This is a genomic window from Moorena sp. SIO4G3, from assembly GCF_010692305.1.
Taxonomy (GTDB): domain Bacteria; phylum Cyanobacteriota; class Cyanobacteriia; order Cyanobacteriales; family Coleofasciculaceae; genus Moorena; species Moorena producens_A.
This window is the reverse complement of the sequence record NZ_JAAHIG010000128.1, coordinates 1-21,269: the sequence shown is the minus strand read 5'-3', so window position 1 is coordinate 21,269 and position 21,269 is coordinate 1. Positions and strand designations below refer to the sequence as shown.

Here is a 21,269-nt window from a genome sequence, read left to right as displayed (position 1 = left end):
CCCATTCTAAGAGGAGCCAATGTCATGGATTTAAAGTACTATAATGAGGAGCCGTATGATGCGAAAGTGTCACGTACGGTTTTGAAGACGAGTCAGAAGAGGCGACTCTTCGACTTAGTTCAACAAAGAGCTTACAACTCAATTTCTAGATTTTACGATAAATGTAAAAAACAAGTCCCTGGTAAAAAGGGATATCCTAAGTTTAAGAAGTTTTCTAGGTCAGTTGAGTATAAAACATCTGGCTGGAAACTATCCCCCGATACTAAATCAATAAATTTTTTAGACAAAAAAGGTATTGGGAAACTAAAACTAAAAGGAACCTGGGAGTTATGGCGTTACGATTCGGCAAAGCCGACGCTACGCGAACAGACGCTGATAAAACGAGTTAGATTAGTGCGCCGAGCGGATGGCTATTATGTTCAGTTTTGTATCAAAGTTGATATTAGCAAACCTTTAGAGCCTTCGCACACCAACGTTGGTTTAGACGTTGGACTTAAGGAGTTTTATACCGACTCCAAGGGAGGTGTAGAGACAAATCCAAGGTTTTATCGTAAGGGTGAGAAACTGCTTAAGTTTTATCAACGTCGGGTTTTTCGCAAAAAGAAAGGCTCAGTCAATCGCAAAAAAGCCATTAATAGACTAGGTAGAACACACCTTAAGATAAGTAGGCAGCGTGAAGAGCACGCCAAGAGACTGGTTAGAAGTTACCGAAAGAAGAGTGCAGCCTTTATGGTTGGTAGGCTATGCATCAAAGGTGACAGATTTTGTTGTAAGGCTGCACTCTTCTAAGGTTTCATCTCCGGCGCGCTGCGTAATCCACTCTAACGACGTGGTCGCTTACGAAGACTTGAGGGTAAAAAATTTGGTAAAAAATCATTGTCTTGCCAAGTCTATTAATGATGCAGGTTGGTATCAATTTAGAAAATGGCTGGAATATTTTGGACAAAAGTTTGGCAGGCAAACAATAGCCGTTAACCCTGCTTATACTAGTCAGAACTGTTCAAAATGTGGTGAAGTTGTCAAAAAATCGCTATCAACCAGAACGCATACTTGCTCGTGTGGGTGTGTGTTGGATCGCGACCATAATGCAGCCATTAATATTCTAAAAAGAGCCTTGGGTACGGTAGGGCATACCGGAACCTGGATCATAGATCCGAACGCTTTAGGAGAATCAGCCTCTACTCTTCCTGATTCCGGTCTGGAAGAGCCACGCTGACTCGTTGATTAAAGAATCCCCGTTCTTCTAGGACGGGGAGTGTCAAAAATCCCGAGGGTGGGGATAAGCAAAATACTCGACTTAAAGTGTAAGCTAATTGGAAAAGCAATCAAGTCCATTAGCAGGTCTTTGGGTCATAGATATCGACAATGGCTAAGAAGTACTGGGAATTTCTACTACAGAAAGAGGGGGAGCGCTCCTGGAAGCCAATCAAGTCTTCTGAGATTGAGATTGAATCTGGTCGGTATCGGATAGTGGCTCGTTCCAACCTGCCCAATACTGATGTAGAAATTTGCGTCACCTATGATAGCAAAGAGCAAGTGCCACCCAGACGTAAGTCCCAGAGGCGATGGCGTCGCACCAACTCAGAAGGGTTAATGGTGGTGATTCCTTTCACCAAGCTTAAACCTGGTCTGTGGAAGTTACGTTGCAGTAACGATATCATGGACGATTTTATGGGTCAGTCCTGGCGAAAATCCTTAGGGCTACAAGTTATACCCAAAGTCAAAGATGTAGAGACACCCCCTAAAACCTCTGTATCCACCCCAGTAGAATCCACCCCAGTAGAATCCACCCCAGTAGAATCCACCCCAGTAGAATCCACCCCAGTAGAATCCACCCAAACTGATACTCAGCCGCCTCAACTAGACAATTCACTGACTACACCTGAGCTAGCTGTTGATTCTGCCTCCACCAATACTATTACTAATGACCTGAAAGCAACAGATGCTAGTTCAGATGCTAGTTCAGATGCTAGTTCAGAGTTTTCTAACCCTCAGGAGTACCAGAGTGAGATCACACCACCAGAAGAACAACCCATAACCATTGCTGCGCCAGAGTTACTTGACCAAGCAAAAGCAGCAACGGGGGTTAGCCAAGAGGAATCTAGTCCTAGTCAAGAGACGGTTTGGCAAGGGGTAGAAGAGGTTGACCCAAAGGCACCTGTTAATCCTGAAACCAACCAACAACCAACAGCAACTATCTCGCAAGACTTACCACTCCAATCGACTGTTGATAATTCCATCATGGAAGAATCTCTGGAGACTTTGGAGCAACTACTACAACAGGTGCTTCAGCCAGTATTGGATGAGTTGGAAGATCGGGACTCTGAAGATAACCAACAGCTAAGAAAAACCTCTGATTTAGATTGGGTTTCAGATACACAGGTTAATCAGTACGGTTTAACCCTAAGACTAGATAAGGATATTTTCCTGGCAAGGCGAGGAGAGTCGTTGACTATCAAAGGGGAATTGGTAGTAGATAATGATAAAATTAATAAGAATGGTGATAGTATAACAGTTAGTGTTTTAGATAGTGTTTTAGAAAACTTATTCCCTGCTACTCTACGCTATCAATTGCGGTTTCCTCAAACAGGAAAACGTTTGTTAGATATTGAGTACTCCCTATCTCAAGAGGAGTTATTTTTAGGATTTAGCCATAGTCTAGATATTCCGACGGATTGTCAAAGTGGTCTAATTTTAGGAAAAATAACCCTTTATAATTCACAGTCAACTCCTTTAGCCACTCAACAATTTACTGTTACAGCTAATGTAGAGGATTTATTAGAAGTAATTGTGCCAGGGAATCAGGGAATGCCAATGGAAACCATGGTAGTACTGGCTAATCGGATCGCTGAATCTGCAAAACCTGATCAACCTGATCAAGACCTTCTATTATTAGATGAAGACCCCTTAGAGCAGACTACGCTGGATCTGGTTGAGCTACCTCAAAACCATCCATCTCTGTTCTTGCAACCTATCTCTGGACGGTCTTTACCACCAAAACTTTACCACCATCAGCCGAGTGATATAACTGTTAAATCCCTCGAATTGCCCAGTTTGCCTACAATGCAGTCGCTTGCTGACTCTGGAGCACAGGGCCAAGACCTCCAAGATCAGTCTAAAGCATCTGATTCAGTTTCCCTAGATGATCAAGAATCCTCGACTACAGCCAATCCAGAACTAGATCATCGAGAGCAAGATACTGGGTCAGAGTTACAGCTTCAAGAAACAGTGCTTCAAGACACAGTAGTTCAAGACACAGTAGTTCAAGACACAGTAGTTCAAGACACAGTAATTCAAGACACAGTAGAACAGTCGGAAGATAGTGCAGAAGATACTAATGAAGATAGTAATTTACAGATAAAGTCTGAGGTCTTATCTAATTATAATGATGCTTCTGAAGTGCTGATTAATTCCGTAACGGAATCTGAGGGAATCCAAAATCTTGAGATTAGTGAGATTGATAAATCTGAAACAGATGATCAGTTAGAGGATTCACAATCGGTTAATACCCAGTTCAAGAATTCCAAGGTAAACCAATTATTGAATACTACTCGGTGGGAGACTCCAGATTCTGTAAAAGATCCTGAGTCAATCGCTTTAGAAGAAGCTTTCCGAGCCTTAAACATGGAAGAGCGTTTTTGGTCACGGTTGAGTGCTTTAGCTGAAGATCATGAATTGATGGAATTGCTGAGGTTAGAATTATCCCCAGAGAGTAATCCTCCTGGGCAAGATCACTCACCAGTGACAAACGAACAGAGCAATAAAACGGCTAGCAACGAAGAAGAGGTTAGGGAATTTCCAGAAAAGGTCTTGGAGTCAATGACAGAATCTGAGGATTTGTCGCTAGTTAGTTCAGAATTAGCAATGCCAGAGACACCCCCTAAAGTTGGTATTACTAGTCACGATTGGACGACTCAGGAAATTGTAGTGGATGATCGAGAAATAGCCCCACAACCGACAAAACCTACAGCAACCAAGCAACATGACGTTAAGGCTAAACTGGATAATCTTTCATCCCTAGAGTTGGATGCGACCTTAGCAGCACCGACTTTATCAATACCGACTACTAGGGACTTGGTTGCTGGAGAAAAGGTAATGGTGACCATAAAACTTCCTCCTAGTCAATCTCGCTTATGTATTAAATTGTGGGTTAAAGACGTCCAAACTCGCTCTCTGCTCCAGGAAACCCGTTCTATTATAGATTTACTCCCCAATGCGGCTGGGGAGCTGGAGGCAATGACTCAATTAGTTATACCCCAAGGCACGACTCAAATTAAAATTGAAGCGATCGCAATTAATTTGGAAAATCAGCAGGAGAGTCACAAGGCGGAGTTGGAGTGTGTAGTTATTCCTACTGACTTATCGAGTACGGTTGAAGGATGAAGTATTTTATAGCAATTATCATAGCTATGAGGTTAACAATTTCTGGATTTTAGGGAACAGGGAATCGGGAATCGGGAATCGGGAATCGGGAATCGGGAATCGGTAAAAAATTCTTTTTACCTCATAGGTATGAAAAATGCTATACTGGTGATTCAATGTCGTTTTGTTCAATATAATTCAGTAACCAGTTTGCGGCTGTGGCTCTGCGAGTTTGTCGAGGACCAAATTCTCCGATTTTGTAACCTTTGAAACCTAATTTTTTTTTCAATAGCTGTTTATTTTCTTTGGGTATTGAACGGGTTAGTTTTACCGTAGCAGGGCGGCTTTCGATGAAATTAGGTGGCTCGGGATAGTCTTCTTGCCATTCAGGATTAACCTCAGTTATATCCCACTGCCCGGTAGTTGAGTTATAACGATAACCGAGATAGTACCAGAGAATTTTGTTAACGGTATCGTCATCAAGTTCTTCGTTTAAAATTGACCAAATTGTATTAGTATTAAGTGGCGGTAGTTCAAACATATTTGAATTATAAATTAGGAATTATCAAGGATTAAGTAGATTCTAGATAAAGTTAGACTATCTGGGCTTCTTCACCTGTATCCTAGTACTTCTGGCGAAATAATGGTAATGGTTGGGGATTGAAGCTGTATCGCTATGAAAATTATAAAGCAGCCGCTGCGGTGGCAGGTGGCATTGGTTTTCTTGGCTGGTGTGTTGGCGATTTCCACATCAGCTATTTTTGCGCGATTAGCGATCGCATCGGCTGGAGTGAGTGGGGTAGGGTTTAGCCTGTTCGTGGCTGGGTCTCGCCTTACTATTGCGTCTATGCTACTGTTACCAGCTTGGGGCAATCTCAGGCAAGGTCAGCTAGGTCCAGGTGCATTACTCTATGCCAGTGGGGCTGGTGTTTGTTTAGCGCTACACTTTGTGACTTGGATTACTTCCTTGTCTTTTACTTCCATTGCGGCATCTACTACCTTAGTTACCACAACTCCGATTTGGGTTGCTCTAGTTTCTTGGCTCTGGTTGAAGGAAAAACTAACTAGGCTGACGGTTTTGGGAATTGGTGTGGCCTTTGTAGGTGCTGTGCTGATTAGTTTGGGGGATGGGGGTGCTGTCAGTGGTGGGAGTAATCCTCTGTTGGGGAATTCTCTAGCATTGATGGCAGCAGTGATAGCAAGTTTGTATGTACTTTGGGGACGTGAAGCACAGCAACGGGGTTTGAGTCTCGGTAGCTATAGTGCTGTCGCCTACAGTATGGGGGCGTTGGTGTTGTTGCTCTTATCCTTACTCTGGGGTGTCAGTTATCTCAATTATCCAGTAGAAGTTTACCTCTACATCTTGTTATTGGCGCTTTTCCCCCAAATGGTAGGACATACCAGTTTTAACTGGTTGGTACGCTGGATTAATCCTACCCTGGTGACCCTAGCTATTTTGTTTGAACCCGTTGGTGCTTGTTTTTTGGGCTATCTGATTTTTCAGGAAGTGCCAGGGGTATTGGTGCTGCTAGGTGCCATGGTGTTGTTAGTTGGGGTGGCCGTAGCGGTTTATGGGGCTAATTTAAAAAAAGGTTGAAGGTTAGTTGGCCTTTCAGCCACGCGTGGCCGAAAGGCCAAGGTTAGTTGAAGGATTTCAGCTTGCATGTCACGCCCCCCAGGTCTGTAAGAGACTAACCAGAATTAAAAGGAATAGGTATTCTGAGCTACTAAGGGGTTACTGGCGCACGGAACAAGAATATAAGGATTTATTTGCAGCGAGTGGTTTTAAAATCCCACCAGTCGTTTATACTTATAAAAGTCTAATAGTGATAGAGTTTAGCCTCCAATAAAGAGGTTTTTTAGCTTAACTTTCAGGTGAAAAATCTGGGAGTGCTTAACTATTAGTTAATGTACTACAATTGCCCAGAATTAGGAGAACTAAAAAAGAAATGAAACAAATGATTAAAGCTGGTTTTATAACATTAGTAACCTGTATGCTAATGCTAACGATCAATACCATGAATGCCCTGGCAAGTAGTGAAACTGAAATGGAAATATGTGACTTAACTCTACACTCATTTTGTGACCGTGATCTTTTGCCGACGCAATATGTGGAACTTATTGCTCCCCCTAACCATATATCATTTCTTCTTTTGAAAAATGATGCTCCAGGAGATAGAAACGGCCAAATAGAAAATGATGATGATTCGGTTACTTACAGCGCTAGCGAAAAAACCACTTACTTAGCAACTTTTTCGAATAGTGAAGACATAACAAAAAGGCTGAAAATATCCAACACTGATGCTATAACAGAGTCTCCGCAGCATTGGACATTCTATCATAGACCCGCACAAGTGGTCAAATTGGTTAACGTATTTGCTGCCAATAAAAATTAATAAATTCGGGAGCACCCATTTGGGAAAATATATCTTTTGAGATGGGCATTAACATAGCGTTCATACAGCTTAATGTGGTATGTTTAGTCCAAAATTGGATGCTCCTAGAAAGTCTGCAATGACTCAGTAAGCTCTAAACGTAAAGGGTTTCCGGCTATTTAGTCACCTCTCCAGAGGTCTGACAGAATCTGGCAAAGTGGTATTTTAAAAATATACGTAGTAATGTAAAAAATAAGTCGTCATAACAAGTAATTTAGATATGAGTACCTAGAAAGGGGGATTGAGTTAAAAGCCAATTATTGTTCCTTTTCCCTTTCCCCAATGAACAGTAAACTACTACAACAAGTCCGCGTTTTAGACCCAGTTTCTGGAATTGACCAAGTCGCTGATGTGCTGATTACTGATGAAGTAATCACGGCAGTAGAAAGTCAAATCAAGGAAATCTCTGGGGATACAGTGGTGCAAGATTGTCAGGGACACATTTTAGGACCAGGACTAGTAGACCTCTACAGCCATTCTGGTGCACCAGGACATGAGCAGCGGGAAACCTGGTCTTCACTACTGGCAGCAGCGGCAAATGGAGGCTTTACTCGCTTAGCCATTTTGCCTGACACTAACCCCCCCCTAGACAATGCTGCTGTTTTAGCACAACGGCAAGAACTCCAAAACTCTCCCTATATCAGCCTCCCCCCTTCCTCACCTCAACTCTATCACTGGGGTGCCTTCACCATCGGGTTAGAAGGACAGCAAATGACTGAATTAGCCGAACTCGCTTTAGGGGGAGTAGTGGGCTTTACGGATGAAGGTCCTTTATGTAATTTAGGGCTAGTTCGACGGTTGTTGGAATACCTACAACCCTTGGGTAAACCAGTAGCACTTTGGGCTTGTGACCCTAAGTTGGCAAATGGGGGAGTGATGCGAGAAGGTATCCAGTCGATTGGTTTGGGTTTACCAGGGAATCCTGCGATCGCAGAATCATCCGCTATCGCTGCCTTATTAGAAGTGGTAGCAACCACTGGCACGCCAGTCCATCTGATGCGTATCTCCACCAGTCGCGCTGTCCAATTGATTGAATCAGCTAAGGCAGCGGGGTTGCCAGTAACAGCCAGTACCACTTGGATGCATCTATTGCTCAATACTGAAGACTTATGCAGTTACAACTCCAATTTGCGCTTGGAACCGCCGTTGGGAAACCCAGTTGACCAAGCCGCACTGATCCGAGGTGTTCGGGAGGGGATTATTGATGCGATCGCAATTGACCACGCTCCCTACACTTATGAAGAAAAAACCGTTGCCTTTGCGGAAGCACCACCAGGAGTGATTGGTTTAGAGCTAGCCCTACCCCTACTCTGGCATACTCTAGTCGAGACAGGGGATTGGTCAGCCTTAGAACTTTGGAAAAGTCTTAGCACAAATCCTGCTATTTGTCTACACCAAGACCCCCCTAGCACTGCTCCTGGTCAATCCGCTGAGTTAGTCTTATTCAATCCTCAATCCCCTTGGATTGTTCACCAAAAAAACCTCAAATCCCTTTCTAGTAATACCCCCTGGCTAGGGCAAGAATTAATTGGTCGTGTCGTGCAAACTTGGTGTCCAGAAAATCGGAAAAAATATGAACTATGAAGTACTGAGACTTCATAAGCCAGTTGGCTGATTCAACCCTTCAGGGTAACTCGGATTTGGTTTCAATTTCCCCATTCGATTTAACGGCCAAAACCGCACTACCGCACGACCGATAATTTTGTCACGAGGGACAAAGCCCCAGTGGTGAGAGTCGTAACTATTGTTACGGTTATCTCCCAGTACTAGGTATTGATCTTCTGGTACTGTTGCCGGTCCAAAATCGTACTGTGGTGCTTCTTCGATATACTTTTCCTCTATTTCTTGATCATTGATATAAACTCGACCATTTTTAACCAAAACTTTGTCACCGGGTAACCCAATTACGCGCTTGATAAAAGCATCTTTGAAATTTTGCTCTTTCAGCCTTTCAGTGGGAGCAAATACCACAATTTCTCCTCGTTGTGGGTCTTGGAAAAAGCGATAACTTAACTTATCAATAATTAGGCGGTCATTAATCTGTAATGTCGGTAGCATTGATCCTGATGGGATGTATCGCGCTTCTGCCACAAACGTGCGAATACCAAAGGCAAGAACAGCACTCAAGGTAATCGTTTTAATCCCTTCTACCCAAGCATTGTCTTTAGAAGGCTGTGTAGGTTTTTTTTCTGGTCTTTTATCTGGTACACGACTCATATCCATTCAACTACTACCGATACACAAGATTGAGGAAATTTCAACAAATAGCTGATTGGGAAATTATCAGCAAATTTAACAGCAAATTTAAACCTTTGGGGTTTTGTAGCTAGATCTTAAAAATTTCAAGTTAGTAGGGGAGCCTAAATCAGGATTATGTAAAGTTTTGTCAATAATGTCAATTTGGCAGGACAACCCTGTTTATTTGTGCCATGGTGGTAGGTTAGCTGCGGTTGTCTGTATTTAGCTATATCTCAGGTTTGTATCTACTGTATCTACCTAGACACCGAGCAGGGACACTGTCAAATTTTAACATCCTCCTATGTTGTCTGACTTTTGCTTGTTTATCCGCCATGCTCGTATTCTATTGCCCTCTGGTGAATTTTTACTGGGGGATATCCACACCTGCGGTCGAAGGATTGTTCAGGTTGCCCCAGACATCCCAGTGCCAACGGACGTTACGGCATATAAAGAAATAGACGCTACTGGCTTAACTTTGTTGCCAGGGGTAATTGATCCCCAAGTCCATTTTCGGGAACCAGGTCTAGAACATAAGGAAGACTTATTTACTGCCAGTTGTGCCTGTGCCAAGGGTGGAGTGACGTCCTTTTTAGAGATGCCGAATACTCGTCCTCCGACGACAACCCAAGCCCCACTGGATGACAAGCTCAAGCGAGCGGCAGATAAGTGTTTAGTTAATTATGGCTTTTTTATCGGTGCAACACCAGCAAATCAGCCAGATTTGCACAATGCCCAGCCGACTTGTGGGATTAAGATATTCATGGGTTCAGCTCATGGTGCACTCTTGGTAGATCATGAAGCAGTGATAGAACCAATTTTTGCTGAAGGTTTTAGCGGAGGTTCTCGGAAGTACAATCGCTTAATTGCAGTACACGCGGAAGACCAAGCTAGAATTAATCAGCGACGTAAGGAATTTGCTGGAATTACTGACCCTGCTGTTCACTCTAAGATTCAGGACAATCAAGCTGCTCTTAATGCCACCAAGTTAGCCCTGAAGTTGTCTAAAAAATATCAGCGGCGGTTGCATATATTGCACCTATCCACCGCTGAAGAAGCTGAATTGCTTAGGGAAGACAAACCTAGCTGGGTGACGGCGGAAGTGACTCCCCAGCACTTATTACTAAATACCGATGCCTATGCAGAGATTGGTACCCTGGCACAGATGAATCCGCCGTTGCGCTCCTCCCACGACAACGAAGTTCTTTGGCAAGCTCTACTCGATGGCGTGATCGATTTTATCGCTACAGACCATGCTCCTCACACCTTGGAGGAAAAAGCTAAAGGCTACCCCCACACTCCTTCGGGAATGCCTGGAGTAGAAACATCTCTACCACTGATGCTTACTCAAGCCATAGAGGGACGGTGTAGTGTGCCTCAAGTATCTCACTGGATGTCTACAGCAGTTGCATTGGCCTATGGAATTCCTAACAAAGGTGCGATCGCTCCTGGCTATGATGCGGATTTGGTACTGGTAGATTTGGAAACTTACCACCCAGTGTTACGGGAAGAACTTTTAAGCAAATGCGGCTGGAGTCCTTTTGAAGGTTGGAACTTAACCGGATGGCCAGTGATGACCATTGTTGGAGGTCAAGTAGTCTACGACAGAGGAAAATTGAACACAGACGTGCGAGGTGAAGCTTTAACTTTTACTAGTTAGGATTTAACCTACTCTACACTGGAGGCCAAGGGCGAACAACCAGATAACCTATCCAACAGCCAAGTTAAATCAAACTTACCGTTACAGGTGAATTGAGCCTGACGTCCACCGTGCTGGGAATAGGTTAGTCTTAGATGTAGATAACTGGGTGGCAAATAGTGTAGACGTTCAGCCCACTCGATTGCCACAATTCCTGGAGCAACCTCAATTTCCTCCCAGTAGTGTTCTGGGTTTAATGACTCTACTTCTGAGGTGGATAAGCGGTACAAATCGAGGTGATACAGGGGGATACGTCCCTCTGTGTACTCATTGATCAGAGTAAAGGTGGGACTAACAATGGCATCAGTAATGCCTAGTCCCTCACCAATACCCTGAACTAGGGTTGTTTTGCCAGCCCCTAAGTCTCCCTCCAACAAAATGATGCTACTAGCTGGCAGAGATTTACCCAATTCCACACCTAGCGATCGCGTTGCTTTAGCATCAGCTAGAAAAATTTTGGTCATTAGTTATTTAGCAATAGAGTACCTCGAATAATAGTTATTCTGAGTTAATATCTCAGCTTTTATTTTCCTTTAAAAATTTTCCTCGCACTCACCTTATCTAAGCATGTGCTCGACTATACCATCGTAATAAAACCCGTGCCAGCCTTTCCGAATTGTGCCGCACTAAATGAGTTTCCTCATCTTCATACATTACATTGGTCACTACAATGCGACGCCCTAATTTAGAAGTTTCTTCTCGATCCAGAAACACTGGATGAGACTTAACTTGAGCATACTTAATTAGTGACCCAGCTGAGGGGTATTTTCGATTCACCAGTACCGCGTTAAATAGCCTTTTTCCACAGGCTTCATCAATAGTTTTGATATGGTCAGAGACACTATATCCATCAGTTTCTCCTGGCTGGGTCATGATATTACAAACGTAGATGCGGGGTATCAAGCGAGCTGCGATCGCATCGGTAATTTCTGGCACCAACAGATTGGGAATAATGCTGGTATAGAGGCTACCGGGTCCTATTATAATATAATCAGCTTGCTTAATTGCCTTGAGTGCTGCTGGTAAAGCAGGTGGATGTTCGGGAGTACAACCAATTTTTTTGATCACTCCCCGAGCCTCAGTAATATTAGACTCTCCTTCGATGCGACGTCCATCAGCTAATTCAGCCCAAAGGCTAACATCAGTTAGGGTAGCTGGCAAGACTCTTCCTCGCACTGCTAATACCTGAGAACTAGCAGCAACAGCTTGTTCTAGATCGCCAGTAATATCACTCATTGCGGTCAGGAAAAGGTTTCCAAAACTGTGACCGACTAAACCACTACCAGCTCTAAAACGGTATTCAAACAGTTCGGTTAACAACTTTTCTTGGTCTGCCAGTGCTGTTAAACAGTGACGAATATCCCCCGGTGGTAACACTCCAATTTCCCGTCGCAATCGTCCACTGGAACCCCCATCATCAGCTACCGTAACAATAGCAGTGATATTAGCACTATAAACCTTTAGTCCTCTAAGTAAGCTAGAAAGACCAGTGCCACCCCCAATGACTACAATTTTCGGTCCCCGGTTTAACCGACGATGATCCATTAGCACATCAATCAGTTTTCGATCGTGGTCGGGTTTTAAAACTTCCGTAATTGATCCTACCGTCCGGGTTTGCCCCCAGAAGATAAAAAGCAGACCCAAGATCAGCGCAATTGGACCAGAGACATGGTTAGGAATAATGGTGGTAATTTTCTCTAAAACTTGCGCTGTGAATTTAATGATGTAAAAAACTGGAGTCAGCTTTACCCAAATCGCTAATCCCAAACTTGTTAGCACTACACCACCAGCACTTAAAAGTATCCAACGCTTCACCAGTAATCCAGGGGCTAACCACTTAAACCAACGGTTGACCCGCTGAGGAATTCGACCTCTCGATTCATTTTGTAGGGTACGTAGAGCTCTTTTGAAAAGACTGATTGAGGACATAACTACACTGAGTATGGTAAGTACAAAAGCTGGATAGACATTGCTGGTCGAACTCCAGCACTTGACAAGGAGGCGATGCATGTAGTGAGGAACGGCTAAGGCTCCGGAAGTGCCTGTCAGATGGGTACTTTCTTTGCCTAATCAAACCTTCGTGTAAAAAGCGCGTGATTCACATAGCCGCTCACCCTTCAGGTATAGCGGTTTCCATTGATATTACTGATCAAGGTGCGCGCCTTAAGCGGGCGAATAAATCGCCCTTGGGTCGCACCTCAATGGTGAATTCACTATGAAGCTGGTACTGATCACGACAGTTTCAGATAATTAGGCTAAGGTGTGATTAATACAATATCCGGTACCTAGACGTTATGATCAGAATTTACCCGTGGATATGCTGAAAGTGGTGAGATCGGTTGAGTTGCCATTTAGGGTATGAGAGTAGTCGCTTAACCCAAAAAAATAAGGGGTGAAACAGAATAATCCCAAGTAGTCAGCTATGCCAAACTTCTGTTGTGATTCTCGTATTTGGTGTAGCTGGTCAGAGCTCTTGACTTAATGCTGTGCGCTAGCCTAGGTACTAGGGCTGATAGCACTAACACCATTAACCTAATCTAGTGATTAGACTGGAAAGGGATTAACTGTAGTGAGCCAGATGGAAAAGCGAATTTTGGGAATTGACCCAGGACTAGCTACTTTAGGTTTTGGCGCAATTAGTTGCCAAACAACCCAAATTAGTAAGTCAGGAAAAACAGAAGGCTCCTTAGGAGTGCCAAAGCGTTCTAGCCAGTCACCAATACAGGCAACCCCTGAACCATTGCAGTTGATAGATTTTGGTATCATCCAAACCCCTGCCAAGACTGATTACGGCTCACGACTGTGTACGATTTACGAGGATTTACACACCCTGCTTGAACACTGCCAACCGGATCTGGTAGCGATTGAAAAACTTTTTTTCTACCGTATGAGTACTACGATCTCCGTAGCTCAGGCACGGGGTGTTGTGGTATTAGTAACAGCACAACATGGAGTTCCAATGGTAGAGTTTACACCGGGTCAGATTAAACAGGCAATGACCGGATATGGTAATGCCGATAAATATGACGTTCAGCAGGCTGTTATGCGGGAGTTAAATTTAGACACCATCCCCAAACCAGATGATTTAGCAGATGCCTTGGCAGTCGCATTGACCGCCTGGTTTCATATGTCTTGAACACTTTACTATATCTGTGAACTCTATTTGTGAACTTTATTTGTGAACTCTATTTGTGAACTCTATCTGTGAACTCTATTTGTGAACTCTATCTGTAAATTATATCTGTAAATTATATCTGTAAATTATATCTGTAAATTATATAGCAATACTAAATCAGTTTTAAAATTTGCAAACTATTTAATCCTTGCTGGGCAAGGGTTATAGCGATTAAGCGATCGCGCAGCTTGGCCTACGGCCACAGCCGACGCGATCGCGTTCGATAAGGGCACTATATTTTTGAAATCATTTAGAACTGCTATATCTGTGAACTATATCTGTGAACTATACCGATAGCAAAGCAATAAACTTAATCATATTTATATATGTAATATTAAAAACCAGTGTCAGCTTTCGGTGTTGCCAGTTTGACCTGAATTTTCTCTAGGTAATAAGTTAAATTAACCCATGACAAGCAACGGTGTATTCAACCCTTGAGCAAAAATATCGACGTCTTCGCCAAGAGCTGATTGCCGGTGCGATCACTCTCGGGGGTGTATTTCTGATTGGAACTCTGTGGTATCGGGTGGTTGAAGGCTGGGGCTGGTTGGATTCAGCCTACATGACGGTAATCACGCTTTCGACAGTGGGCTATCAAGAAGTACGGCCGATGGGAGATCGGGCAAGACTATTCAGCATTTCTCTGATTTTTATGGGCATTATTAGTATCGGTTACATTGTTAACCGGTTTACAGAAGCCCTAATTCAAGGCTACTTTCAAGATGGAATTCGCATGAGGCAACAGAAGCGCTTGCTAGATAGTTTGACGAAACACTACATTTTGTGTGGGTTTGGACGGACTGGGCGTCAGATTGCTGTAGAATTTAAGGCTGAGGGAATCCCATTTGTGACAATTGACTCCCGATTGGAACAGGTTCAAGCTGTCCAGGATATGGGTTGTATTTCTGTACACGGAGATGCCACCTTGGATGAAACTCTGCTAAATGTGGGGATTGAACGGGCAATTTGTCTGGTGGCTGCCCTGCCCTCAGATGCCGAAAATCTCTATATTATCTTGTCTGCCAAAACCCTCAATCCCCGAATTCGAGCCATCGCTCGTGCTAGCTCTGAAGAAGCTGTTCAAAAATTGCAGCGAGCTGGTGCAGATGCTGTAGTTTCTCCCTACATCACTGGTGGTAGACGCTTGGCAGCTGCAGCCCTTAGACCCCAAGTCATGGATTTTGTGGATGGGATTCTAACCGGAACTGATAGCTCTTTTTATATGGAAGAGTTTCTGCTAGACCCCGAAACCTGTCCTTGCGTGGGCAAAACCCTCAGGGAAGCCCGACTGCGATCGCAAACTGGTGCTATGGTCCTAGCAATTCGCCGGGATTCCGGTCGTCTGATTGCTGGACCAGACGGTGACACTAAACTCATGTCACGAGACCTACTGATTTGTATGGGCACAGCTGATCAATTGCGTGAGCTAAACCAGATTCTCGGTCCAATCCGTTCGAACTTGCTACGACTGCCCAAGCCCAAATAGATCTTGGGCTTAGAAAGTCAGTATGCAGAATGTAGAATGCGCGAATTTAGAATGCAGAATGTACAATGAATGTATAATTCTCAATTCTCAATTCTTAAGAATTAATTCTTAATTCTCATTTGATCTAATTAAGTTTCAAGGTATTAACGGGCACTTCATCCCAAGACTTAACTGTGCGTAATCGGGCAACCCAACCCGCTGCTTTTTGCTGATCAGTCAAGTTATTCTGAAACGACTCGTGGCAATCCCTCGCCTGCTCTTCGTTGCAAGTGGCAATACAAGAGTATAGAAGACCCGATGGATCAATCTGCTCGTTTACCCAAATAGTCATTAGTGATTTTATTAATATAAACCAATATGTAAATTACCCTATGTCATTTTTGCCGTTCACCTGCAACTAGATGTTTAGGGTCGCAGCTGTATATACCTCGTAGTATAGCATTTGAGCAACATTAGTCAGTCGAAGCCGGATCAGTATACTCAGCTAGCTGATTGAGAGCCGTCCCAGTCACTCGACAAATTCTCCAGTCTGGCAATACTGCTGCTCCCATATGTTCATAAAATGCCATCGCAGGTTCATTCCAATCCAGTACACTCCATTCTAAACGCCCATAGCCACGCTCCACTGCTAGCTGAGCCAGGTAACTGAGTATGGCTTTACCGATACCTTGGCGGCGAAATTCCGGTAATACAAATAAATCTTCTAGATAAATTCCCGGCTTAGTTAGAAATGTGGAATAGTTGTTAAAAAACAGTGCAAATCCCACCCCTTGACCACCCTGTTCAACGATAATCGCCTCTACATAGGGTTTAGCGCCAAACAGGTGTTCTTTCAGGTGATCAGCATTGCCAGTGACAGCGTCGGAGAGTTTTTCATACTCTGCTAGAGCCTTAATCAAATTAAACAGAATCGCTACATCAGCTTCTGTAGCTGGTCTTAAGGTAAAGTTACCCATAGTGCTGGCAAAGGGATAATCAAAAAGACAAAAAGACAATTTGACTATTTATCATATCCCTTCTTGGGTAATGGGTAATGGGTAATGGGTAATTGACAATTACTTATTACCCATTATTCTGTTCAAATAATCTCTGGATGATTTAACTAAAGATTATTTACCCAGAGATTATTTGGTAACTAATTAACCGGAATTACCTGATTTCGGCATAACCTTTATCTAGAATTCAGGAGCTTCAATTAAGCCCTACTGCACTAGTTCAACCAGTCTCTAAGCCGTCGAGCCACTTGGGGACGGCGTAGCTTACGCATGGCCTTGCTTTGAATCTGACGCACCCGTTCCCGAGAGAGATTGAACATGCCTCCTACTTCTTCTAGGGTGTAGGGTTCACTGCTGGCTAAACCATACCGTAGAGAAATCACATCTTTTTCCCGCTCAGTCAGGACATCACTCAGAACTTCCCAAATCTCCTGGCGCATCATGGATTCATTCATCTTATCTTCGGGCAACCGTAGATCATTGTCTTCGAGCAAATCCATCAGTTCTGTGTCTTCCCCTTTACCAACTCTGTGATTCAAAGAAAGGGAACGCCTACGCAATTCTAGTAACTGACGCAAATGGGAGGGGGAAATTTCTAGCGCTTGAGCAAGTTCTATTTCATTAGGATTGCGCTGCAGTTGTTGTTTAAGTTCCCGCTGAGCTTTTTTAAGTTTATTGAGCTTTTCTACAATGTGGATTGGTAGACGAATAGTTCGGGCATCATTGGCAATAGTACGAGTAATGGCCTGACGAATCCACCAATAAGCATAGGTAGAAAACTTGTAACCCTTATCTGGGTCAAACTTTTCCGCTGCTCGGTTTAAGCCCAACGCACCTTCTTGAATCAAATCTAGAAATGGTACACCCCGATTAATATATCGTTTAGCAATTGAAACCACTAAGCGCAAGTTCGAGCGAATCATCTTGCGTTTTGCCACACGACCGCGATATAAATTCCCCTCCAACTGACGTTCTGTCATCTCGACCCCTGCAGCTACCTCAGCCTTGGTCGGTTTACGGTCTAATTTTTCCTGTAAGCTGTTCCGGAGTTGCTCGATTTCTACTAGGAACTTAACCCGACGGGCTAAATCTACCTCTTCGTCTGGCTTGAGCAATGGGTAACGAGCCATTTCCTTAAAGAATGCACCCACCGTGTCATCAGAGCCGCTTTTCCGGAAATTATGGGAAGTAGAGACCACTAGTTCATCGTCTTCGGTGAATTCGACGGCTACACGCTGTAAATCAGTTTCCTCTGGCTCAATGTGATCACTAACAAAAAAATCTTTCTCTTCCGTAGAAGGCATTGTATGAGTCTGGTTTAATTCTGTAATATTCATAGGGATGTGTGAGTTGCAAGTGTATTTTAAGTTTGTTAAAACCGTTGCCGTGAGGGGTTGAGGCTGTCTGTTGCTGAAAATTGGCCTTTAAAGAGAAATCTGTTATCAAAAATGGGTGTTGTTGGTTTCACAAAGAACTTAATACTCTAGACAGAGCAGCTAAAACACGCTCCAAACCCTCAAATATCAGTGACCCAACCTGCTTCAAGTAGTTTATGTGTGATTGACGTGATTATAAATTAATGATTTTAAGCTTACCAGAAGCAGTTTGGCTAGTTGTATCTGTAATTACGAAATGTTTAATTACATAGATTTTAGTTACAGTAAGCGGGTGAAAGCAGGAGAGATAATTCTCTTACCATTGCTTTTATTATTTATTTTGACTCTGGAAACAGGATCTCACATATTTTAGAATTTTCCTATCTATCAATAGTGATAGAATAGGAGCCTTCCCAAACCAAAGCTGCCCTATGTCTAATCCTCCTTTAGGTCTACTGTTAGCTGAACCTAGAGCACTTTACTTTTCTGGTGGTGGCCAAGAAAAGTGGGTTGAAGTCCTAGTAGATTGTCCAGGAGTTCAAGGTATATATACTTATCGTAATTCATTGGATGTATCAATCAATCCTGGAGATGTTCTGAGTGTGTCATTCGGGACTCAACAGCTAGGAGCGATCGCTATTCGGATTGTAGACTCTCCACCCCCAAACTTACCACTGGAGAAAATTAAGGACGTAGAGGAGGTGATCAGTCCCGGTTTCTTTCCCAGTTCCTACTGCCAACTGTTAGAGCGGGTGGCTCAGTACTACTGCACCCCTCTAATCCAAGTGATTCGGTCTGCTTTACCTCCAGGACTGTTAGGGCGATCGCAGCGTCGAATTCGCCTCAATTCCTCGGTCTTGCCTAAAGAGGCTCATGTCTTTGTCAATAATTCAGCCGCAAGTAAGATTTTGGAGATTCTCCAGGCTAAACCCAATGGAGATTACAGCTGGCAATACCTCCAACGTCAGGTAAAGGGTGCTAAAGCAGGGTTACGTCACTTGCTCAAGCGAGGTTGGGTGGAAAGTTATCTGGAAGCTCCTAAGCCAACTCGTCCTAAGCTCAAGAAAGCTGTGACTCTGGTGGCTAATCTCAATCGGTCTGATCTGACTCGACGGCAACGGGAAGTATTGGAGGTGCTACGCCGTCGTGGGGGGGATTTGTGGTTGAGTGAACTATCACAAATTTGTAATGTTAGTTCCTCAACTATAAATTCATGGGAAGATAAGGGATATGTGGTGATTGAGCCTAGGGAAGTCTTGCGCAGTGCGACTTCACCAACCATGGCTACAGATGCCCCGAAAAACTTGACAAATGCCCAATCCCGTGCATTAGACCTGATTAATAATCTCGATGGCTTTGCCCAAGTGCTGTTGCATGGGGTGACTGGGTCTGGAAAAACGGAGGTCTATCTACAAGCGATCGCACCAATCCTAGCGCAAGGGAAATCCGCTTTGGTGTTGGTGCCGGAAATTGGCTTAACTCCTCAAATTACTGACCGTTTCCGGGCTCGCTTTGGTGACAAAGTTCGGGTTTACCACAGTGCCTTGAATAAAGGGGAGCGCTATGATACCTGGCGACAGATGATCCCAGGTGAACCACAAGTGGTGATTGGCACTCGTTCTGCTGTTTTTGCCCCTTTGCCCCAGTTGGGATTAATCGTTTTAGATGAAGAACACGATTCCAGCTTCAAGCAAGACCAACCCATTCCTACCTACCACGCTCGCACCGTTGCTCAGTGGCGAGCAGAATTAGAAAATTGTCCCCTTATTTTAGGTTCAGCTACTCCTTCGGTGGAAAGCTGGGTCAGTCTTAAGGTGATGGGGGGAGCGAGAGATGGTCAGATCGGTAGTGACATTAATGCCCTGACCTCTTCAGCTCCTGAGGTTCAACCCTTCACCTGTTCACCTCCTCAGCATCCAGAACTTAGCACTCATTACTTATCTCTACCGGAACGGATTCAATCAAGACCCCTGCCACCGGTGGAAATTGTGGATATGAGGCAGGAGTTACAAGCTGGGAATCGGTCAATTTTTAGCCGTTCTCTCCAAGACCGCTTGAGACGACTAAAGGAACAAGAGAAACAAGGAATTTTATTTATCCCCCGCAGGGGACACAGTACCTTTGTGTCTTGTCGTAGTTGTGGTCATGTGTTGGAGTGCCCTAACTGTGATGTTTCCTTGTCCTATCACTATACTCATGAAGGCGCTACTCAAGTATTGCGGTGCCACTATTGCAATTTCGGACAACTCCATCCCCGTAGTTGTCCAGAATGTAGTTCTCCCTACCTGAAATTTTTCGGTAGTGGTACTCAGCGGGTTGTTCAAGATTTGGCGAAGCTGTTTCCAGAGTTGCGAATTATCCGATTTGACAGTGATACCACTCGTACCAAGAATGCTCATCGCACTTTGTTAACTCAATTCGCTAATCGGGAAGCTGACTTGTTGGTGGGAACCCAAATGCTCACCAAAGGATTAGATCTGGCTCAGGTGACACTGGTGGGAGTGGTAGCAGCAGATGGACTACTGTATTTGTCAGACTATCGAGCATCCGAGCGGGCATTCCAAACCTTAACTCAGGTGGCAGGTCGTGCCGGTCGTGGGGATGACCCTGGTCAGGTGATTATTCAAACTTATTCCCCAGAGCATCCTGTGATTCAGGCTGTCAAAACTCATAATTATCAGTCGTTTATATCGGACGAATTGGAACAACGGGCAGCACTGAACTATCCCCCTTATGGTGATTTGATTCTGTTGCGCATAAGTGGATTGGATCCTGTGGCGGTGGAGAAGGTAGCAGAGGATTTAGCCGACAGGTTAGATACTCCTGAAGCCGAGTACGATATCCTAGGACCAGCACCAGCTAGTGTAATTCGCGTTGCTCGTCGCTATCGATGGCAGATTTTGCTGAAGTTTCCTCCTACTGTGCCCGCAAAGTTACTAAATTGGCGTGAATTGCAGGATATGTGTCCTCCAGATATTAGCTTGACTATTGATGTTAATCCGTTGAATATAAGTTGAAAATAGGTTGAAGGTTTAAAGTTAGGAGTTGAAAGTTGAAAGTTATAGGAGTCGAAGTAAAGGTTAAGGCGTTGCTGAATTGAAGTATGAATGCGGGATCGTCTGGTTTTGGTAAAGCCCCCTAAATCCCCCAACTTTGGGGGACTTTGATAATTTTATTCCCCCCAGAATTGGGGGGCTAGGGGGGCGGAACTATACCCATAAATCTGCCTTGCCAGACATATTTATGTTCCCGATTCCCGATTCCCAATTCTTAATTCTTAATTCTTAATTCTTAATTCGCGCATTACCAATTTTTAATTTTTAATTCTTAATTCTTAATTCTTAATTCCCGATTCCCGATTCCCGATTTCCAATTCTTAATTCTAAATTCTAAATTCCCGATTCCCGATTCCCGATTCCCGATTCCCGATTCCCGATTCCCTACTCCCTACTCCCTACTCCCTACTCCCTACTCCCTACTCCCTCCTCCCTAATTTGTGAATACTC

At 43.9% G+C, this 21,269-nt stretch carries 19 protein-coding genes; 11 read left to right on the top strand and 8 right to left on the bottom strand.

Annotated elements, in window-relative coordinates; translation table 11 throughout:
• The 3 genes from F6J99_RS21775 to F6J99_RS21765 all read left to right on the top strand — a co-directional run.
• A partial coding sequence (locus F6J99_RS21775) for a transposase (RefSeq protein WP_293115236.1) occupies nucleotides 1-789 on the top strand: 789 nt, incomplete at its 5' end.
• 73 nt (nucleotides 790-862) lie between these two features.
• Complete coding sequence (locus tag F6J99_RS21770) at nucleotides 863-1,216, top strand: transposase (protein ID WP_293115234.1); 354 nt, start codon at nucleotides 863-865, stop codon at nucleotides 1,214-1,216.
• 149 nt (nucleotides 1,217-1,365) lie between these two features.
• The gene (locus F6J99_RS21765) at nucleotides 1,366-4,383 is read left to right on the top strand and encodes a hypothetical protein (RefSeq protein WP_293115232.1); all 3,018 of its coding nucleotides are present in this window, start codon (nucleotides 1,366-1,368) and stop codon (nucleotides 4,381-4,383) included.
• A 24-nt stretch (nucleotides 4,384-4,407) separates the two neighbouring features.
• Here F6J99_RS21765 and F6J99_RS21760 read toward each other — a convergent pair whose 3' ends face one another.
• Together F6J99_RS21760 and F6J99_RS21755 are read right to left on the bottom strand one after the other, a co-directional pair.
• Nucleotides 4,408-4,539, bottom strand: coding sequence for a hypothetical protein (locus F6J99_RS21760; protein WP_293115227.1), 132 nt, complete (start codon nucleotides 4,537-4,539; stop codon nucleotides 4,408-4,410).
• On the bottom strand, nucleotides 4,523-4,903 hold the full coding sequence (locus F6J99_RS21755; RefSeq protein ID WP_070390799.1) for a DUF1823 family protein: 381 nt from the start codon (nucleotides 4,901-4,903) through the stop codon (nucleotides 4,523-4,525). The genes F6J99_RS21760 and F6J99_RS21755 overlap by 17 nt, the downstream gene beginning before the upstream one ends.
• A gap of 135 nt (nucleotides 4,904-5,038) precedes the next feature.
• Between F6J99_RS21755 and F6J99_RS21750 the strand changes: the two genes are divergently transcribed.
• From F6J99_RS21750 to F6J99_RS21740, 3 genes are all read left to right on the top strand, one after another.
• Nucleotides 5,039-5,959 carry a DMT family transporter gene (locus tag F6J99_RS21750; RefSeq protein ID WP_293115223.1) on the top strand — a complete coding sequence of 307 codons (921 nt, stop codon included), beginning with the start codon at nucleotides 5,039-5,041 and terminating at the stop codon, nucleotides 5,957-5,959.
• A 352-nt stretch (nucleotides 5,960-6,311) separates the two neighbouring features.
• The gene (locus tag F6J99_RS21745; RefSeq protein WP_293115221.1) at nucleotides 6,312-6,758 is read left to right on the top strand and encodes a hypothetical protein; all 447 of its coding nucleotides are present in this window, start codon (nucleotides 6,312-6,314) and stop codon (nucleotides 6,756-6,758) included.
• A 321-nt stretch (nucleotides 6,759-7,079) separates the two neighbouring features.
• Nucleotides 7,080-8,381 carry a dihydroorotase gene (locus F6J99_RS21740; protein ID WP_293115219.1) on the top strand — a complete coding sequence of 434 codons (1,302 nt, stop codon included), beginning with the start codon at nucleotides 7,080-7,082 and terminating at the stop codon, nucleotides 8,379-8,381.
• A gap of 12 nt (nucleotides 8,382-8,393) precedes the next feature.
• On the opposite strand, the gene lepB is transcribed toward F6J99_RS21740, so the two are convergent.
• Nucleotides 8,394-9,014: a signal peptidase I gene (gene lepB / locus F6J99_RS21735; RefSeq protein WP_293115240.1), complete on the bottom strand. Its 621-nt coding sequence runs from the start codon at nucleotides 9,012-9,014 to the stop codon at nucleotides 8,394-8,396.
• A gap of 322 nt (nucleotides 9,015-9,336) precedes the next feature.
• On the opposite strand from lepB, the gene F6J99_RS21730 reads away from it, so the two are divergent.
• Complete coding sequence (locus F6J99_RS21730) at nucleotides 9,337-10,692, top strand: dihydroorotase (protein ID WP_293115217.1); 1,356 nt, start codon at nucleotides 9,337-9,339, stop codon at nucleotides 10,690-10,692.
• An 8-nt stretch (nucleotides 10,693-10,700) separates the two neighbouring features.
• Here F6J99_RS21730 and tsaE read toward each other — a convergent pair whose 3' ends face one another.
• Both tsaE and F6J99_RS21720 read right to left on the bottom strand, forming a co-directional pair.
• A complete protein-coding gene (gene tsaE, locus F6J99_RS21725) occupies nucleotides 10,701-11,195 on the bottom strand; it encodes a tRNA (adenosine(37)-N6)-threonylcarbamoyltransferase complex ATPase subunit type 1 TsaE (protein ID WP_293115215.1) in 495 nt (164 codons plus the stop codon).
• Between the two features lie 97 nt (nucleotides 11,196-11,292).
• Entirely contained in the window at nucleotides 11,293-12,660 is a 1,368-nt protein-coding gene (locus F6J99_RS21720) for a gluconeogenesis factor YvcK family protein (protein ID WP_293115213.1), read from the bottom strand.
• A gap of 649 nt (nucleotides 12,661-13,309) precedes the next feature.
• Between F6J99_RS21720 and ruvC the strand changes: the two genes are divergently transcribed.
• Nucleotides 13,310-13,867, top strand: a complete 558-nt coding sequence (gene ruvC / locus F6J99_RS21715; protein WP_293115211.1) for a crossover junction endodeoxyribonuclease RuvC — start codon at nucleotides 13,310-13,312, stop codon at nucleotides 13,865-13,867.
• 460 nt (nucleotides 13,868-14,327) lie between these two features.
• Nucleotides 14,328-15,392: a potassium channel protein gene (locus F6J99_RS21710; protein WP_070390790.1), complete on the top strand. Its 1,065-nt coding sequence runs from the start codon at nucleotides 14,328-14,330 to the stop codon at nucleotides 15,390-15,392.
• A 124-nt stretch (nucleotides 15,393-15,516) separates the two neighbouring features.
• Here the strand turns inward: F6J99_RS21710 and F6J99_RS21705 are convergent, their stop codons facing one another.
• From F6J99_RS21705 to F6J99_RS21695, 3 genes are all read right to left on the bottom strand, one after another.
• Nucleotides 15,517-15,723 carry a glycogen debranching protein gene (locus F6J99_RS21705; protein ID WP_070390789.1) on the bottom strand — a complete coding sequence of 69 codons (207 nt, stop codon included), beginning with the start codon at nucleotides 15,721-15,723 and terminating at the stop codon, nucleotides 15,517-15,519.
• Between the two features lie 121 nt (nucleotides 15,724-15,844).
• Complete coding sequence (locus F6J99_RS21700) at nucleotides 15,845-16,348, bottom strand: GNAT family N-acetyltransferase (protein ID WP_293115238.1); 504 nt, start codon at nucleotides 16,346-16,348, stop codon at nucleotides 15,845-15,847.
• A 254-nt stretch (nucleotides 16,349-16,602) separates the two neighbouring features.
• Nucleotides 16,603-17,724 (bottom strand): RNA polymerase sigma factor, RpoD/SigA family, encoded by a 1,122-nt coding sequence (locus tag F6J99_RS21695; RefSeq protein ID WP_293115209.1) that lies wholly within the window; start codon nucleotides 17,722-17,724, stop codon nucleotides 16,603-16,605.
• A 470-nt stretch (nucleotides 17,725-18,194) separates the two neighbouring features.
• Here F6J99_RS21695 and priA point away from each other — a divergent pair, with 470 nt between their 5' ends.
• A complete protein-coding gene (gene priA / locus F6J99_RS21690; RefSeq protein WP_293115207.1) occupies nucleotides 18,195-20,780 on the top strand; it encodes a primosomal protein N' in 2,586 nt (861 codons plus the stop codon).
• A 136-nt stretch (nucleotides 20,781-20,916) separates the two neighbouring features.
• Nucleotides 20,917-21,051, top strand: a complete 135-nt coding sequence (locus tag F6J99_RS21685) for a hypothetical protein (protein ID WP_293115205.1) — start codon at nucleotides 20,917-20,919, stop codon at nucleotides 21,049-21,051.
• The last annotated feature ends 218 nt before the right edge of the window (nucleotides 21,052-21,269 follow it).

What these genes read in the sequence shown, in the direction of transcription:
- F6J99_RS21765 (WP_293115232.1), top strand. Translation starts at nt 1,366, where the DNA reads ATGGCTAAGAAGTACTGGGAATTTCTACTACAGAAAGAGGGGGAGCGC.
- F6J99_RS21755 (WP_070390799.1), bottom strand. Translation starts at nt 4,903, where the DNA reads ATGTTTGAACTACCGCCACTTAATACTAATACAATTTGGTCAATTTTA.
- F6J99_RS21750 (WP_293115223.1), top strand. Translation starts at nt 5,039, where the DNA reads ATGAAAATTATAAAGCAGCCGCTGCGGTGGCAGGTGGCATTGGTTTTC.
- F6J99_RS21745 (WP_293115221.1), top strand. Translation starts at nt 6,312, where the DNA reads ATGAAACAAATGATTAAAGCTGGTTTTATAACATTAGTAACCTGTATG.
- F6J99_RS21740 (WP_293115219.1), top strand. Translation starts at nt 7,080, where the DNA reads ATGAACAGTAAACTACTACAACAAGTCCGCGTTTTAGACCCAGTTTCT.
- lepB (WP_293115240.1), bottom strand. Translation starts at nt 9,014, where the DNA reads ATGAGTCGTGTACCAGATAAAAGACCAGAAAAAAAACCTACACAGCCT.
- F6J99_RS21730 (WP_293115217.1), top strand. Translation starts at nt 9,337, where the DNA reads ATGTTGTCTGACTTTTGCTTGTTTATCCGCCATGCTCGTATTCTATTG.
- tsaE (WP_293115215.1), bottom strand. Translation starts at nt 11,195, where the DNA reads ATGACCAAAATTTTTCTAGCTGATGCTAAAGCAACGCGATCGCTAGGT.
- F6J99_RS21720 (WP_293115213.1), bottom strand. Translation starts at nt 12,660, where the DNA reads ATGTCCTCAATCAGTCTTTTCAAAAGAGCTCTACGTACCCTACAAAAT.
- ruvC (WP_293115211.1), top strand. Translation starts at nt 13,310, where the DNA reads ATGGAAAAGCGAATTTTGGGAATTGACCCAGGACTAGCTACTTTAGGT.
- F6J99_RS21705 (WP_070390789.1), bottom strand. Translation starts at nt 15,723, where the DNA reads ATGACTATTTGGGTAAACGAGCAGATTGATCCATCGGGTCTTCTATAC.
- F6J99_RS21700 (WP_293115238.1), bottom strand. Translation starts at nt 16,348, where the DNA reads ATGGGTAACTTTACCTTAAGACCAGCTACAGAAGCTGATGTAGCGATT.
- F6J99_RS21695 (WP_293115209.1), bottom strand. Translation starts at nt 17,724, where the DNA reads ATGAATATTACAGAATTAAACCAGACTCATACAATGCCTTCTACGGAA.
- priA (WP_293115207.1), top strand. Translation starts at nt 18,195, where the DNA reads ATGTCTAATCCTCCTTTAGGTCTACTGTTAGCTGAACCTAGAGCACTT.